The 14,867-nt window shown below is 65.3% G+C and carries 16 protein-coding genes; 10 read left to right on the top strand and 6 right to left on the bottom strand.

Features of this window, described 5'->3' with window-relative positions; translation table 11 throughout:
• Positions 1-52 precede the first annotated feature (52 nt).
• The 4 genes from CH291_RS22855 to CH291_RS22870 are packed head-to-tail and all read left to right on the top strand — an operon-like array spanning position 53 to position 2,030.
• Positions 53-337: a hypothetical protein gene (locus CH291_RS22855; protein WP_256980953.1), complete on the top strand. Its 285-nt coding sequence runs from the start codon at positions 53-55 to the stop codon at positions 335-337.
• A complete protein-coding gene (locus CH291_RS22860; RefSeq protein ID WP_094688723.1) occupies positions 330-1,037 on the top strand; it encodes an alpha/beta hydrolase family protein in 708 nt (235 codons plus the stop codon). Before CH291_RS22855 ends, CH291_RS22860 begins: the two co-directional genes overlap by 8 nt.
• Positions 1,038-1,053: 16 nt before the next feature.
• Positions 1,054-1,506 (top strand): hypothetical protein, encoded by a 453-nt coding sequence (locus CH291_RS22865; RefSeq protein WP_068050602.1) that lies wholly within the window; start codon positions 1,054-1,056, stop codon positions 1,504-1,506.
• Complete coding sequence (locus CH291_RS22870) at positions 1,503-2,030, top strand: GNAT family N-acetyltransferase (protein ID WP_068050603.1); 528 nt, start codon at positions 1,503-1,505, stop codon at positions 2,028-2,030. The genes CH291_RS22865 and CH291_RS22870 overlap by 4 nt, the downstream gene beginning before the upstream one ends.
• Before the next feature lie 7 nt (positions 2,031-2,037).
• Here the strand turns inward: CH291_RS22870 and zapE are convergent, their stop codons facing one another.
• Complete coding sequence (zapE, locus tag CH291_RS22875) at positions 2,038-3,051, bottom strand: cell division protein ZapE (RefSeq protein WP_068050604.1); 1,014 nt, start codon at positions 3,049-3,051, stop codon at positions 2,038-2,040.
• 34 nt (positions 3,052-3,085) lie between these two features.
• Between zapE and CH291_RS22880 the strand changes: the two genes are divergently transcribed.
• From CH291_RS22880 to CH291_RS22905, 6 genes are all read left to right on the top strand, one after another.
• On the top strand, positions 3,086-3,874 hold the full coding sequence (locus CH291_RS22880; RefSeq protein ID WP_068050605.1) for a pyrimidine reductase family protein: 789 nt from the start codon (positions 3,086-3,088) through the stop codon (positions 3,872-3,874).
• Between the two features lie 46 nt (positions 3,875-3,920).
• Entirely contained in the window at positions 3,921-5,483 is a 1,563-nt protein-coding gene (locus tag CH291_RS22885) for an alpha/beta hydrolase (protein ID WP_094688724.1), read from the top strand.
• A 63-nt stretch (positions 5,484-5,546) separates the two neighbouring features.
• A complete protein-coding gene (locus CH291_RS22890) occupies positions 5,547-6,785 on the top strand; it encodes a glycosyltransferase family 87 protein (RefSeq protein ID WP_068050607.1) in 1,239 nt (412 codons plus the stop codon).
• A gap of 27 nt (positions 6,786-6,812) precedes the next feature.
• A complete protein-coding gene (gene msrB, locus CH291_RS22895; RefSeq protein WP_068050608.1) occupies positions 6,813-7,241 on the top strand; it encodes a peptide-methionine (R)-S-oxide reductase MsrB in 429 nt (142 codons plus the stop codon).
• Positions 7,242-7,361: 120 nt separating this feature from the next.
• A complete protein-coding gene (locus tag CH291_RS22900; RefSeq protein WP_094688725.1) occupies positions 7,362-8,174 on the top strand; it encodes a polysaccharide pyruvyl transferase family protein in 813 nt (270 codons plus the stop codon).
• Positions 8,175-8,261: 87 nt separating this feature from the next.
• Positions 8,262-8,720: a MaoC family dehydratase gene (locus tag CH291_RS22905; protein WP_045195371.1), complete on the top strand. Its 459-nt coding sequence runs from the start codon at positions 8,262-8,264 to the stop codon at positions 8,718-8,720.
• On the opposite strand, the gene CH291_RS22910 is transcribed toward CH291_RS22905, so the two are convergent.
• The 5 genes from CH291_RS22910 to hemE are packed head-to-tail and all read right to left on the bottom strand — an operon-like array spanning position 8,698 to position 14,859.
• Positions 8,698-11,019 carry a molybdopterin-dependent oxidoreductase gene (locus tag CH291_RS22910; protein WP_179276636.1) on the bottom strand — a complete coding sequence of 774 codons (2,322 nt, stop codon included), beginning with the start codon at positions 11,017-11,019 and terminating at the stop codon, positions 8,698-8,700. The two genes, CH291_RS22905 and CH291_RS22910, sit on opposite strands and share 23 nt — an antisense overlap.
• 13 nt (positions 11,020-11,032) lie before the next feature.
• Positions 11,033-11,737 carry an HAD family hydrolase gene (locus CH291_RS22915; RefSeq protein ID WP_176460466.1) on the bottom strand — a complete coding sequence of 235 codons (705 nt, stop codon included), beginning with the start codon at positions 11,735-11,737 and terminating at the stop codon, positions 11,033-11,035.
• Positions 11,734-12,429: a hydrogen peroxide-dependent heme synthase gene (gene hemQ, locus CH291_RS22920; RefSeq protein ID WP_068050615.1), complete on the bottom strand. Its 696-nt coding sequence runs from the start codon at positions 12,427-12,429 to the stop codon at positions 11,734-11,736. The genes CH291_RS22915 and hemQ overlap by 4 nt, the downstream gene beginning before the upstream one ends.
• 4 nt (positions 12,430-12,433) lie before the next feature.
• Positions 12,434-13,789 (bottom strand): protoporphyrinogen oxidase, encoded by a 1,356-nt coding sequence (locus CH291_RS22925; RefSeq protein WP_094688726.1) that lies wholly within the window; start codon positions 13,787-13,789, stop codon positions 12,434-12,436.
• Positions 13,786-14,859, bottom strand: a complete 1,074-nt coding sequence (gene hemE, locus CH291_RS22930) for a uroporphyrinogen decarboxylase (RefSeq protein ID WP_179276664.1) — start codon at positions 14,857-14,859, stop codon at positions 13,786-13,788. The genes CH291_RS22925 and hemE overlap by 4 nt, the downstream gene beginning before the upstream one ends.
• Between the last annotated feature and the right edge of the window lie 8 nt (positions 14,860-14,867).

The following is a 14,867-nucleotide window of genomic DNA, read 5'->3' on the forward strand; positions in this document are numbered from 1 at the left end:
ATAGAAGTGCACAGTGGAGATGACGCACACACTTCGATGGAAGGACACTCACGTGTCGGACGATGCTCAGAGCGAACCCACAGTCGACGACGCCACCCTGGAAGAGGCGAAGAAGTCCGTGGAGGGCCTCGACGATCGCTATCGACCCGGCGCCCGGCCCACCGTCGCACTGCCGGGAACCAACGGCACCGTCGCCGGGACCGCCTTCGCGGACATGGTCGACGACAACGGCGAGATGGTGGACGCCGATGACCGGGACTCCACCGACTCCGACGGCTCTGCTGACACCGATCACGCCGACACCCAGGAAAAGGTAACGTCCTCGAACGATGCCTGAACTCGATGGTCCCGACGCCCCCGCCGACATCGATCTCGGCGGGGGCGTCGCCTTTCTGCACACACCTTCCATACCCGCACGGGGCGGCCTCGCTCTCACGCACGGTGCGGGCGGCAACTGCGAGTCGCCTCTGCTGCGGCGCATCGCGTCGGTATGGGCGGCAGCCGGATTCACGGTCCTGCGTTTCGACCTTCCTTTTCGAGTACGCAAACCCAAGGGACCGCCGCACCCGTCGAGAGCGGCCGAGGATCGGCTCGGAATCGCGTCGGCCGTCGACCGCCTCCGCGCCGAGACCTCTGGATTCATCGCATTCGGTGGGCATTCCTACGGTGGCAGGCAGGGCTCCATGATCGCGGCCGAGCGACCGGGTCTCGTCGACGGACTCGTCCTGACCTCCTATCCCCTGCACCCGCCGGGCAAGCCGGACAAGGCTCGTACACAACACCTTCCCGAACTTCGAACACCGACGGTGGTGGTGCACGGCACGAAGGACCCTTTCGGCACCACGACCGAATTGAGCGCTGCGCTCGCGCTCGTCCCGGCTCCCACTCTGCTCGTCGACATCGAGGGCGCGGGCCACGACCTTGCTCCGATGAAGTACGACGCAGCGACGAAAACCCTTGCCGGAGCCGCCTCGTTGTTCGGTGCCCCGACGTCCGATTCGTCGGTTGTCGTCCCGCTCTTCGACCCGTCGCGCTGAAGTGGTCTACTAAGGCATGCCGACCTGGGGATGGTTCATCGTGGCGTTGGTCCTCGTCGACGCTGCAGTGCTCGCGGCGTGGCTGTTGGCCCGCAAGAAGCCGGGCTCGTCCCCGGAGACCTCGCGCAACATCAGGCTCATCGGTCTCGACGAGAGCGCCCGCGCAGACATTCATTCGCTACTGGCCGCGAACAAGAAGGTTCAGGCCATCAAGGTCTTTCGTGAACGAACGGGTGCCGGACTCGCCGACGCGAAGAACGCGATCGAGAGCGTCCAGCGCGGCGAGCCGTTTCCGTCCTCCGCCACCATCGTCGACGCGGCACAAGCCGGTCCGACACCCTGGGACGATCTGATCCCGCGATTGCAGTCACTGAAATCCGAGGGTAAAGCGATCTCGGCCATCAAACTGCTGCGCGACCGAACCGGGCTGTCGTTGCGCGATGCCAAGAACGCGGTCGACCTGCTGTGACCGTGCGCGTGGCAGCACGTGCCGATGCACGTCGCGTCGCCGAAGTGGCCGCGTCGACCTTTCCCCTCGCCTGCCCGCCGGGAACCCGGCCCGAGGACATCGCGCAGTTCGTCTCGAACGTGTTGTCGGCCGAGCACTTCGAGAACTACATCGACGACGCGGCCAGAACGGTGCTGATCGATGAGACAGCCGATGCCGACGTCGTGGGCTACGCGATGCTCGTGTCCGGGCCGCCCGCGGACCCCGGAATTCGCGCGACACTCTCGCCCGAGCCGACCATGGAAGTCAGCAAGCTCTACGTGCAGCCGACCCAGCACGGCAGCGGCGCCGCGGGGCGATTGATGTCGTCGTCACTCGACCATGCACGCCACTCCGGTTGTGCGACAGCATGGTTGGGCGTGAACCAGCAGAACGTGCGGGCGCAGAAATTCTACGCCAAACACGGATTCGAGATCGTGGGTACCAAGACGTTCGTCGTCGGCGTTCAGACGCACGACGATTACGTCATGCAGGTGAGGCTGTGACGACCGCTCAGCCGACTGCAGCGAAACGGGACAGTGCCAGCAGACGCGAGGTGGCGCGCAGGTACTTCTTTCGGTAGCCGCCGGCCAGCATCTCCTCGGTGAAGATCTCGTCGAGCTTGCCGCCCGAGGCCGTCACCGGGATGCCCGCGTCGTACAGGCGGTCGGCGAGGACCACCAGGCGCAGAGCGATGGCTTGATCCGATGCCGGGTGCACGTTCTTGAGGAACACTGCCGGAATGCCGTCGAGCAACTTGCCGTAGCGGGAGGGGTGCAACGTGCTCAGATGCGCCAGCAGCTCGTCGAAATCGTCCAGGGTTGCACCCTCGACGGTGTCGGCGCGGTCGATCAGCTCGGACTCCGAGGTGGGGTCGGGAGCCGGAGGCAGATCGCGGTGGCGGTAGTCGGGGCCGTCGACCCGGATGGACTCGAAAATGGAGCCGAGTTTCTTGATCTCCCGCATGAAGTCCTCGGCGGCGAAGCGACCCTCACCGAGCTGCCCGGGCAAGGTGTTGGACGTCGCGACGATGGATACCCCGCGCTGCGAGAGCTCGGAGAGCAACCGCGAGACCAACATCGTGTCGCCGGGATCGTCGAGCTCGAACTCGTCGATGCACAACACGCTGTGGCTCGAGAGTTCCTCGAGCGCCTTGTTGAAGCCGAGAGCACCGACCACGTGGGTGAGTTCGACGAACGTGCCGAACGCCTTGGGCTCGGGAACGCTGTGATAGATCGAGGCGAGCAAGTGAGTCTTGCCGACACCGAAGCCGCCGTCGAGGTACAGGCCCGCACCGATGGCCGGGGTCTTCTTACCGAAGAGACCGCGCTTGCCCTTGCCGCGGATCTTCTGCACCTTGCTCGCGAACTCCTCGGCCTTCGCAACCGCAGCAGCCTGCGTCGGCTCCTTGGGGTCGGGAATGTACGAGGAGAAACTGACGTCGTCGAACATCGCCGGCGGGACCATCTGCGCGATCAGCTGATCGGATGGAACCACGGGATTTCGGTCGACAAGGCGTGCGGGCATTTGCCGAGCGTAACGACGTGGTCTGATCTCTCTCATGCAGCTTCTCCATATTGGGACCTACTTCACATCGGAGCAGGCACCCGAGTCCGTGCCCAGCGTCGGATCGACACTCGACGACGATGCCGTCCGCGCCCTGCACGCGTATCCCACCGACGTGGACAGACCGTGGATTCGCACGAACTTCGTCGCCAGCATCGACGGATCGGTGACCGCGAACGGTAAGTCGGCGGGCCTGGGAACCCCCGCCGACGCCCGCCTGTTCGGCATCCTGCGAGAACTGTGCGACGCCGTCCTGGTCGGTGCCGGAACCGCGCGGGCCGAGAACTACGGCGGCGTCTCGCTGTCCAGCGAAGCGAAGGCACGTCGGGTGGCGGCCGGGCTGGCACCGGTTCCGACGATCGTCGTGGTCACCGCCTCCGGTTCGATCGACGCGGATTCTCGATTGGTCACCGACACCGAAGTGCAGCCGGTGGTGCTGACCTCGGCGGCGGCGGACGGCTCGAAGGTAGCCGCGCTTCGGGCAGCGGGAGCGACGGTGATCGAGGTGACCGGCGATTCTGTCTCGACCGGCGACATCGTCGCGACTCTGAGCGAACTCGGATTTCGCCGCGTCCTGTGCGAGGGCGGACCGGGACTGTTCGGACAGCTCGTGTCCGACGGGGCGGCGGACGATCTGTGTCTGACGATCTCGCCGATGCTGGTCGCCGGAGAGGCGGGCCGTATCGCCCACGCATCCGACGCCGCCGACGCGCCGATGCACCGGGTACACGTTCTGGGCGACGCCGACGGAACGCTGCTCACGCGCTGGGTGCGTCGGCCATGAACAGTGCGCGGCCCGGCATCGATCGAAAAGTCGATAGCCTCGCACGGTGACGCAGAAATCAACGTTGCTCGCCGCGGTCCTCGTCCTCGCCACGATGTGCGCGGCCTGTGGTGCCGGCCCGTCGATCCGACCCGACGTCGCGGTGGAACAACGCTCCCCCGGTCAGCCCGCCGAGTCCTCGGCAGAGGCGCCACCGGAACCGGTCGCACTTGCCGTTCCGGCCACCGATCTGGCCTGGGCCGACTGCACCGCAGCCACACTCGGGGCGTTCGGGCTCACCGCCACCACTCCCGGCCTGACACTCGAATGCGCAGAATACGAAGCCGACGTCGATGCGAGTGGACAGATGTTCGGCACGTTCGCCGTCGGCGCGTTGCGAGCGCGGCTCGACAGAACGCCCACCGACGCGGGACCTCTGGTGCTGACGTCCGGTTCGGATCGGTCCTCGACGGCCACGTTGGCCACGATGGCCGCCGGTCCGCTCGCGACGCTGCTCGAGGCTCATCCCATCGTCGCGGTGGATCGACGCGGCATCGGCCGATCCACTGCCGTGGACTGCATCGACGCAGAGACCAAAACCGAGGTCGACGCGCTGGGGCAGTTCACCAGATCCGATGCCGACACGGTCGACCGCGCCGTCGACGCCGGTCGTGACGCCACGATCGAATGCACCGACACCTTGCAACCGCAGGAACTCGCGTTCGGAACCACCTATGCGGCGGACGATCTGGACCGCCTGCGGCAACTCTGGGGTGTGGAACAGATAGGTCTGATCGGATCGGGCAACGGCGCGCTCACCGCGTTGGCCTACGCAGCGAAGTTTCCGGCCAACATCTCGCGTTTGATCCTCGATTCACCGACCGGAGTCGGCGCCGATCAGATCACGTTGGCCGAACAACGGACACAGGGCAAGGAAGCAGCCTTCGCGGCGTTCGCGCAGCGATGCGTCGCGCTGAACTGCTCCCTCGGCAGCGATCCGACGGCGGCCGTCGCCCAGCTGCTCCTACGCGCCGCCGGTGGCGAATTCTCGCCGCTGTCCACGCACGAGATTCTCGACGGCATCACCTTCGCCCTGGCATCCACCGCAGGCGACGCGTCGTCCCGCGCCACCGGGCTCTCCACCGCCCTGTCCTCGGCCGCCGGGTCCGACACCAGCGCGCTGGCCGCGCTCGCCGAGCGGGGGCGGAACGCCTACGGCACCGACGGTCAGTTCGTGTCCCGGTGCACGGACGGCCAACAGTGGCCGTCGCCGCAGGGCGTTCGCGACCTGTCGTCTCAGTGGAACGACCGCTATCCGATCTACGGCACCGACGCTGCTCTGACAGCACTACTGTGCTCGTCCTGGCCGACTGCGCCGTCGACTCCGCTGCCCACCTCCCTGGACGTCCCGGTGTTGGTGCTGGCCAACGCAGGCGACCCCATCGTCGGCAACGGCGGGTTGTCCTCGATCACCGGGTTGGTCGGGGCAACCGGTGCGGCCGTCGCCTCGGCCGCGTGGCAGGGCAGCGGGCATCCGAGTCTGGGCGGATCTCAGTGTCTGCAGGGCGCCGCGGTGAACTACGCACGAGACACCGCGCTTCCGACCGACGGCACCGTCTGCCCCGCCTGAGTCGGGTACGCATCGCGGGGTGTCCTTCGCCGGTACGGTCACCGCCTCGGGTACCGTTCCCGGGTGTCACTTAGCTTTCTGGAGCCGCGGTCAGGGCGGACGACCGCCGAGGTTATCAAGTACGCCCTGTGGCCGATCGCCATCATGACCGTCATCCAGCGCGTGGTGATCAAAGCCGTGAACGGAGACATCACCAACGATTTCAACCCGGTGTACAGCGCCGCCCTGGCATTCCTCAACCGCCAGCCGGTGTACACGGCGAACTTCGACTCGGTCGATCCGCACTACCTGTATCAACCGAGCGCGACGATGCTGCTCTCCCCCATCGCAGTCATCGACCCCGAGCGATCCCGCTGGCTGTTCATCATCGCCAGCACGGTCGCGATACTGCTGGCCCTGTACATCCTGTTGCGCATCTTCGGATTCCGGCTCGATTCGGTCGCGGCCCCTGCGCTGCTGCTGGCCGCCTTCGTCAGCGAGACGGTGACCAACACGTTGGTGTTCACCAACTTCAACGGCTTCGTACTCCTCGGCGAGGTCGCCTTCCTCGGGTTCCTCCTCCAGCGCAAGGACCTCTCGGCCGGTGTCGCCATGGGTCTGACTCTGGCGATCAAGCCGATGCTCGCCCCACTGCTGTTGCTTCCGCTGATGACGCGTCAGTGGAAGGTCTTCATCACCTCGATCGCCATCCCCGTCGTGATGATGGCCATCGCCTGGCCGCTGTCGGTGGATCCGATGAACTTCATCGACCGGACACTGCCGTATCTGCTGCAGACCCGCGACTACTTCAACAGCGCTGTCGTCGGTAACGGCCGCTACTACGGTGTTCCCGAACTCCTCACCCTCGGCATCCGAGCGGTCCTGGGAATCATGGTTCTGATCTCACTGTGGCTGCTCTACCGATACTGCCGCGAGGACCGCCTGTTCTTCTTCGCGACCACCTCGGGCTTGATCCTCACCGCACACTGGCTGTTGGGCTCGCTGGGTCAGATGTACTACTCCATGATGCTGTTCCCGCTTCTGATGACCGTCGTGCTGAAGAACTCACTGCTGCGCAACTGGCCCGCCTGGCTCGCGATCTACGGGTTCATGAACTACGACCGATGGCTGTCGGGTCGCTGGATCGAAACCGGTCGCGCATTGGACTACCTGCGCACCACTTTCGGCTGGGCCCTGCTCATCGTCGTCATCTTCGGCGTGCTCGTCGGACGCTATTTCGCCGCCCGAAGCGAAGGACGACTCGACGACGGAATCGAACCGAGCTACTTGCTGCCGAGCGCTCCACCTGCGAAAACGGCATAGCCCGACAAATCGTATTAGCGTGTGAGCATGAGTTCAGCAACCGACAACAATTCCGCCCCGGCCGTCCAGCTCACCGACGCACAGTGGCGCGAGAAGCTGACCCCCGAGGAGTATGCGGTGCTGCGGCAGGCAGGCACCGAACGCCCCGGCGTAGGCGAATACACCGACACCACCACCGAAGGTATCTACGAGTGCCGCGCCTGCGGAGCCGAATTGTTCCGCAGCACCGAGAAGTTCGAGTCGCACTGCGGCTGGCCGTCCTTCTTCGACCCGGCCGACAGCGACGCCGTCATCCTGAAGGAAGACACCACACTGGGAATGCGCCGCGTCGAGGTCGTCTGCCGCAGCTGCCACAGCCACCTCGGGCACGTCTTCGAGGGCGAGGGTTACCCCACCCCGACCGATCAGCGGTACTGCATCAACTCGATCTCGTTGACACTCAAGCCTGCATCCTGATCGGACAGGACACTCGGATGTCGCCGCGCTGAACGCGCCACGAGCTACAGATTCGTCGAAATGGAGCCCAGACCGGTAAATTTACCTTTGATTACCTATGCATAAGGTAAATTTGCCGTCATGGCCACTTCGATCAAAACATTCTGGTGGCGTCAGGTAAAACTCACCGGCGTCAGACCCAATTTCGGCGACGAATTGACGCCCGAACTGGTGAAATCACTGTTCGGGCAGAAATGTTCCTGGCGTCGTGCGAAGCGAAGCGACATGATCGGAGCAGGTTCCACTCTCGAAATGGTCCAGCTCATGCAGGCGCGGAAGGATCTCAAGGTCTGGGGTTCGGGATTCATGCTCAGCGAGACTGCCCACGAAAAAGACTTCAGCTGCCCCGACTTCGACTTCTACGCTGTGCGCGGGCATCTGTCATCGAATCGCATCAAGTCCGAGCGCAAGGTCGCGGTCGGGGACCCCGGGCTGTTGGCGAACAGGGTCTATTCACGCTCCCCGCGGGTACCTGGACGAATCGGTCTCGTCTACCACTGGGTGCACAAGAAGGATCCCGTAGTGCTTGCGCTTGCGCGAGAAAAGAACGTGTCGTTGATCGACCCGTCCCGAAAGCCGGCCAAGGTCATCGCCGACATCACCGCATGTGACTTCGTGATGTCGACGAGTCTGCACGGCTTGATCGTCGCTGACTCCTTCGGCATCCCCAATGCGTGGATAGAGCTGACGCAGGATATCGGCGGCAACGGATACAAATTCGACGACTACTACTCAGTTTTCGGCCGAGAAGCGGTTCAGCATTCGTCGGACCTCGCGCGCGATCACGACAAGATCGCGCAGCTTCGGAGCGAGTATCGACCGGTCCCGAATCTGACGGAAATCCAGGACAATCTGATTGCCGCTTTTCCCTTCGCGACGCGCTGTACGGCCTGAATTCAGCAGACCGACAACGAAGCCGAACATCGCGCGCCGCGCTCGCTCACCTTCGAGCGTCATACTACGACGGTGCATACTGTGAGTATGCGCACTTTCACCTCACCAGAGCAGATCAAAGCAGCCGTCGGGGAAGACCTCGGCACCAGTGACTGGCTGCAGATCACCCAGGAACGGGTCAACACCTTCGCCGACGCCACGGGCGATCACCAGTGGATCCACGTCGACGTCGAGCGGGCGAAGAAGGAGAGCCCGTTCGGCGCACCCATCGCCCACGGATTTCTGAGCCTGTCCCTGGTATCGATGCTCAACTGGCAGATCTACACCATCGAGAACACCAAGCTCGGAATCAACTACGGCTCCAACAAGGTTCGCTTCATCAACCCGGTGAAGGTGGGTGCTCACGTGCGCCTGCAGACCACCCTTGTCTCCGTCGAAGAGGTATCGGGCGGGGCGCTACAGATGGTGACGGCAGGAACGTTGCAGATCGAGGGCGAGGACAAGCCGGCGCTGGTCGCCGAGATCATCTCTCGGGTCGTGTTCTGACCTCGGACCGAGCAGGTGGATCGAACGCGGTGATCGGCGGCAACGGCTCGTCGTAGCGTTCGATCTCCACCAGTACGTGCTGGCCGGTGCAGCCGCGCGCGAGCGCCGACGAGCCCTCGTCCGCGGTGAGCACGTTCACGCTGCCGTGTACGCACATCGAATCGGGATCTGCCGGATCCAGTGGGTCGTACCAGGCCCCGGTGGACAACTGCACGACCGATTTCAGCATCGCGTCGTCGACAACCACACCGGCCAAGCACGAGCCACGGTCGTTGAACACCCGTACGACGTCGCCGTCCGACACTCCCCTGGACCCGGCCGCCGACGAGTGCATTCTTATCGGCTCTCTACCCTCGATCTTCGAGTTACGGCTCACCGCACCGTGATCGAGCTGACTGTGCAGCCTGGTGCGCGGCTGGTTGGCGATCAGATGCAACGGGAACTGCTGCGCCCGGGGTCCACCGAGCCATTCCTGCGGCTCGAACCACATCGGATGCCCACGGCAGTCCTCGTAGTCGAACCCCGCCACGGTCGCCGAGAAGATCTCGATCTTTCCACTGGGGGTGCGCAGCGCGTTGCCCACCGGGTCGCGTCGAAAATCCTCGAAGAACGTCAGATCGTCCTCGGTCTTCATCCGAAACGAACCCTCGCGACGGAAATTGTCGTACTCCGGAGTATCGACGCCCCCGGCGCGCAGATATCCGCGCCACTGCTCGTACAGATGCTCGAGCCACTGTTGCGAGCTACGCCCCTCGGTGAACTGTTGCCCCACACCGAGTTTCGTAGCCAACTCCGCGAACGTGTCGTAGTCGTCGCGGGAGTCCGCGTACCGCGGGGCGGCCGGCTCCATCGCGACGAGCAAGGGATCGTTGCGTGTGCAGCTCAGATCCGATCGTTCCAACGACGTCGTCGACGGGACGACGACGTCGGCGTGCTTGGCCATCGGTGTCCAATACGGGTCGTGCACAACGACGGTGTCGGGCCTACCGAGAGCGCGACGCAGCCGCCCCAGATCCTGGTGGTGGTGGAACGGATTTCCGCCGGCCCAATAGACGATCTTGATATCGGGATAGGTCAATCGCCTACCGTCGTAGTCGAATTCGGCACCGGGATTCAGCAGCATGTCCGAGACCGCGGCGACCGGAATCAGGTCGGGAACGGGATTGACACCCTGCGGCAAGGTCGGCAACGGATACGGAACCGGTGCCAGACCCGGCTCGTTCATCGACCCGTAGCCGTGCCCGAATCCCCCACCCGGAACGCCGATCCGGCCCAGCATCGCCGCGAGTGTCACGCCCATCCACGGGGCCTGCTCACCGTGTCGCGTCCTCTGCAGTGACCAGGTGACCGTCACCATCGTGCGTTTCGACGCCATCTCCCGGGCAAGTTCCGCGATCAGGGCGGCCTCGACGCCGCAGATCGCCGACGCCCACTGCGGTGTCTTGGGAATTCCGTCCGTGATGCCGAGCAGATATCGCTCGAACTCGGGGTAGCCCTGGCAGTACTTCTCCAGAAACTTTGTGTCGTGCAGCTTTTCGTCGGCGAGCACGTGAGCCAGAGCCAGCATCATCGCCACGTCGGTACCGGGCCGCGGGGCGATCCAGCGCGCGTCGCCGTTCATGTCGTTGCGGAGCGGACTCACGGTGACGATCTGCCCACCGCGGGCGCGCATCGCGTCGAGCGAATCGACGGTCGGATGATCCGACGTACCGCCGTGATTGATGCCGGTGTTCTTCACCGGAACTCCGCCGAACGCCACCAACAACTCGGTGTGGGCGGCGATCACGTTCCAGGAGGTGGAGCGCGAGAACATCTTCCAATGCGCACCGAGGACGTGCGGCATGATGACCCCGGTCGCTCCCAGTGAGTAGCTGTGGACCGATCGCGTGTAACCGCCGATGCAGTTGAGAAAGCGATGCACCTGACTCTGCGCGTGATGGAAGCGTCCGGCACTCGCCCACCCGTACGACCCGCCGTAGATGGCCTTGTTGCCGAATGCGTCGACGACCCTGCGTAATTCGGCTGCCAGCAGATCGGTGAGCTCGTCCCACGAGACGTCGACGAACTCGTCACTGCCACGGGTGTCGGTCGGCCCCGGCCCGTGCTCGAGCCAGCCCCGGCGCACCGCCGGGGAGGTGACGCGCGATCGATGGGTCACCGACCCGACGAGGTTGCCCAACACCGGAGAAGGGTTGCTGTCGGTCACCTGGGGATGGATTGCGGTGACGTCACGTCCGTCCGACTCGGCGCGAAACATTCCCCAGTGGCCCATGTGCTGGACGCCGGCCACGCCAGTCATCGAACCACCCCGGTCATCGAATTCCGAACTCGCGCAGCGCCTTCAGTAGTGCATCGGGGCGCTGCGACGTCGGCACCGGATCGACGAGAGCGAAGTGGCATCCGATCTCTCGTGCCGCACCGTCGGCCTCGTCACTGTCGCCCACCATCAGCGTCACCGCGGGGTCCACACCCAACGCCGTCACTGCGTGCCGGAAGATCTCGGGCTGCGGCTTGACGTGACCGACCTCGAACGAGAGCACGAATTCGTCGACGAACCTGTCGAGACCGCGATCGACGAACGCGGGACGGATGTCGAATGCGATGTTGCTCAGGACCCCGGTCCGAATCGATTCGGCAGCGAGCTTTTTCAGCACTGCTTCTGTATCCGGGTACGGCGTCCAAGAATCTGCGTCGATCACGCGACCGTAGACGGATTGTGCGTGCGCCGGATCGGTGACACCGGACTGCGCGAGCACATGCAGATAGGCCTGCCGGTGCAGGGCCGGATCGAGGTCTCGGTTTCGCCACGCATGACGCGTCGCATCGTCGAACTCGACCGTCTCCCCCACCGGTGCCGTCATACGGCGCATCAGTTCCGCGGCTCCCGCACCGTCGACGGGGGTGCCGTCGGCGTCGTGGATCCCGTCGAACCACGAGGGGTGCTCCTCGAGCCTGAACAACGTGCCCGAGAAGTCGAACAGAACGGCCTCGATCGCGGGTGCGCCTGTCGTCGTCACGGCAGGGATTCGACGAGCGCGTCCACCTCGACCCGAGGGCCGGTGAAGAACGGGGTCTCCTCGCGCACGTGTCGCCTCGCCTCGGTGGCCCGCAGGTCGCGCATCAGGTCCACGATGCGATCGAGTTCGGGAGCTTCGAAGGCCAGGATCCACTCGTAGTCGCCGAGTGCGAACGACGGCACGGTGTTCGCCCGCACGTCCTTGTAGTCGCGTGCGGCCTTGCCGTGATCGGCGAGCATCGTGCGACGCTCGTCGTCGGGCAGCAGGTACCAATCGATCGAACGGACGAACGGGTAGACGCAGATGTACGCGCCCGGATCCTCGCCGGCGATGAAGGCCGGGACATGGCTCTTGTTGAATTCGGCGGGGCGATGCAGCGCGGTGTTGCTCCACACCGGAGTACTCGCCTTGCCCAGCGCGGTCGTGCGACGGAAATCGGAGTACGTCGCCTGGAGGTCCTCGATACGCTCGGCGTGCGTCCACACCATGAAGTCGGCGTCGGCGCGCATACCGGCGATGTCGTACACCCCGCGCACCGCGACACCCTTGTCTTCACGACTTTCGAAGAACACCTTCGCTTCCTTGGCGGCCGCGGCCCGATCCTCGCCGAGAACACCGGGCGTGACCTTGTAGACCGAGAACATCAAGTAGCGAAGAGTCGAGTTGAGCGCTGAGTAATCGAGGCGTGCCATGGCCCTATCGTGCCACTTCGACCAGACGGGCGGCAGCGGTGGTGGCGGACGCAATACACGCGGGCACCCCCACACCGCGCTGCCAGGCACCGGTGACCTCGAGACCGGGTAAGTCGGCGACTCCTGCCTCGATGGCGGCGACGCGATCGAGGTGCCCCGGCGCGTACTGCGGTAGGCCTCCCGGCCAGCGCTGCACGGTCGCAGCGATCGGCTGCGCATCGATGTTCGCCACCGTCGCGAGATCCGCGAGTGCGATCTGGATCGACTCCGCGTCGGATCGGTCCGACGCCGTCGTGTCACCGAAGCGGCCGAGCGAGGCCCGCAGCAGTACCGCGTCACGCTCGGCCAGGTGCGGCCACTTGCGGCTCGACAGGGTGAATGCCTTCACGTCCAAGCCCGCGTCGGTGGCCACCAGGATTCCCGAATTCTGCGGAAGTTCGGTCGTCTTGGGAAAAGCGAGCGCGACGACGACCGAGGATGCGAGATCGATGTTCCGCGCGGCCTGCGACGCCGCGGGCACCACCTCGGCGATGAGCCGGCCGAGAATCGGCGCAGGGACCGCCAGCACCACGCCGTCGACGCGTCCGACTCCTTCGACGAACCATCCGCCGGACTCGCGGCGGATCTCACCGACGCCTGCACCGACCACCGTCCGGGCATCGGTCGCAGCGACGAGGGCATCGAGCAACACCGCGTAACCGTCGCGCAGCCCGCCGAACACTGGCCCCGGCGACGGGGTGGGCAGCGCTGCCAGCACTGCCTCGGTCAGGTTGGCTGCTCCACCGTCCAACGCGGCAGCCAACGTGGGCAGTGCCGCACGGATGCCGATCGAGCTCGACGAACCGGAGTACACGCCGCCGAGCAGCGGATCGACCGAACGGCTGACCACCTGGGAGCCGAACCTGGTGCCCACGAGATCGGCCACACCGACGTCCGAACCCGCGGTCCAGGCGAAGGGCCGAGAGGTCTCGGTCTCGATGAGGTGCAGGTCCTCGGGGTCCACCAGATCCCGTACCGAATCGGCGGACGACGGGATGCCCATCAGAGTGCCGACCGGGAGCGCGTGAGTTCGACCGCCGGAATAGACGAGCGGACGGACCGGCGCCGGGTAGACCAGCTGATCCGACAGACCGAGCTCGGCCAGCAGTGCCGGCACTTCGGGACGTCGACCGATGAAAGCCTCCGCACCGACGTCGAGCGAGTCCGCGCCGACCGCGGTGGTGCGCAGCGTGCCGCCGAGACGCGACGACGCCTCGACGACAGTGATCTCGGCACCCGGCCCGCAGGACTGTCGAAGGCGATACGCCGCGACGAGGCCGGAGATTCCGCCGCCGACCACGGCGTACCGCCGAACCGTCACAACGAATGCACCAGCGAGACCACCCGGGTCAGAATCTCCGGATCGGTGTCGGGGAGCACTCCGTGGCCCAGGTTGAACACATGTCCGCGGGCACCGGCCGCCAGCGCGCGATCCGCCTCGGCGGTGATGCGTCGAGCCTCTGCCTCGACCGCATCCCAGCCGGCGAACAGCACCGCCGGGTCGAGATTTCCCTGCAGCACCTTGCCGCCGCCTACGCGATGCACGGCGTCGTCGAGTGGGATTCGCCAGTCGACACCGACGACGTCGGCACCGGCTTCACCCATCGCCCCGAGCAGTTCGCCGGTTCCGACGCCGAAGTGGATCTTGGGTACACCGGCCGAGGACACGGCGTCGAACACGCGCGTCGAGTGCGGCAGCACGTACTCGCGGTAGTCGGCGAGGGACAGCGCACCCGCCCAGGAGTCGAACACCTGCACTGCGTCGACGCCTGCGGCGAGCTGAGCCTGCAGGAAGGTGATCGTCGTGGTGGCCAGTGCGTCGAGCAGGGCGTGCCAGGTCGCCGGATCGGACCGCATGAGCGCCTTGGTCTTCTCGTGATTACGACTCGGGCCGCCCTCGACCAGATACGACGCGAGGGTGAACGGTGCGCCTGCGAAACCGATGAGCGGTGTACCGGCGAGCTCACGGGTGAGGATCCGCACCGCGTCGGCCACCGGCTCCACCTGATCCGAAGTCAGGATCGGCAGTGCGGCCACATCGGCAGCCGACCGCACCGGCTGCGCGACGACCGGTCCGGTGCCTGCGACGATGTCGAGATCGATACCGGCAGCCTTGAGCGGAACGACGATGTCCGAGAAGAGAATTGCCGCGTCCACGTCGTGCCGACGGACAGGTTGCAGAGTAATCTCGGCCACGAGATCGGGTCGGAAGCACGAGTCCAACATGCCGATGCCGGCGCGAATCTTGCGGTACTCCGGGAGCGATCTACCGGCCTGGCGCATGAACCACACCGGCCGACGCGAGGGAGCTCGACCTGCGATCGCGGCCAGGAACGGCGCGTCCGGGAGTTCTCGACGGGCGGGGGCTGTGGCGTGCGGTTCGGCGTTCATCATGTTCC

It is taken from the genome of Rhodococcus sp. 14-1411-2a, assembly GCF_002259485.1.
In the GTDB taxonomy this organism is placed as follows: domain Bacteria; phylum Actinomycetota; class Actinomycetes; order Mycobacteriales; family Mycobacteriaceae; genus Rhodococcoides.

Excerpts from the sequence above, each read along its gene's own strand:
- zapE (WP_068050604.1), bottom strand. The coding sequence starts at position 3,051 with ATGCCCGCACGCCTTGTCGACCGAAATCCCGTGGTTCCATCCGATCAG.
- hemQ (WP_068050615.1), bottom strand. The coding sequence starts at position 12,429 with ATGGCACGCCTCGATTACTCAGCGCTCAACTCGACTCTTCGCTACTTG.
- hemE (WP_179276664.1), bottom strand. The coding sequence starts at position 14,859 with ATGAACGCCGAACCGCACGCCACAGCCCCCGCCCGTCGAGAACTCCCG.
- CH291_RS22910 (WP_179276636.1), bottom strand. The coding sequence starts at position 11,019 with ATGACTGGCGTGGCCGGCGTCCAGCACATGGGCCACTGGGGAATGTTT.
- CH291_RS22900 (WP_094688725.1), top strand. The coding sequence starts at position 7,362 with ATGGCCACTTCGATCAAAACATTCTGGTGGCGTCAGGTAAAACTCACC.
- msrB (WP_068050608.1), top strand. The coding sequence starts at position 6,813 with ATGAGTTCAGCAACCGACAACAATTCCGCCCCGGCCGTCCAGCTCACC.
- CH291_RS22860 (WP_094688723.1), top strand. The coding sequence starts at position 330 with ATGCCTGAACTCGATGGTCCCGACGCCCCCGCCGACATCGATCTCGGC.
- CH291_RS22905 (WP_045195371.1), top strand. The coding sequence starts at position 8,262 with ATGCGCACTTTCACCTCACCAGAGCAGATCAAAGCAGCCGTCGGGGAA.
- CH291_RS22880 (WP_068050605.1), top strand. The coding sequence starts at position 3,086 with ATGCAGCTTCTCCATATTGGGACCTACTTCACATCGGAGCAGGCACCC.
- CH291_RS22865 (WP_068050602.1), top strand. The coding sequence starts at position 1,054 with ATGCCGACCTGGGGATGGTTCATCGTGGCGTTGGTCCTCGTCGACGCT.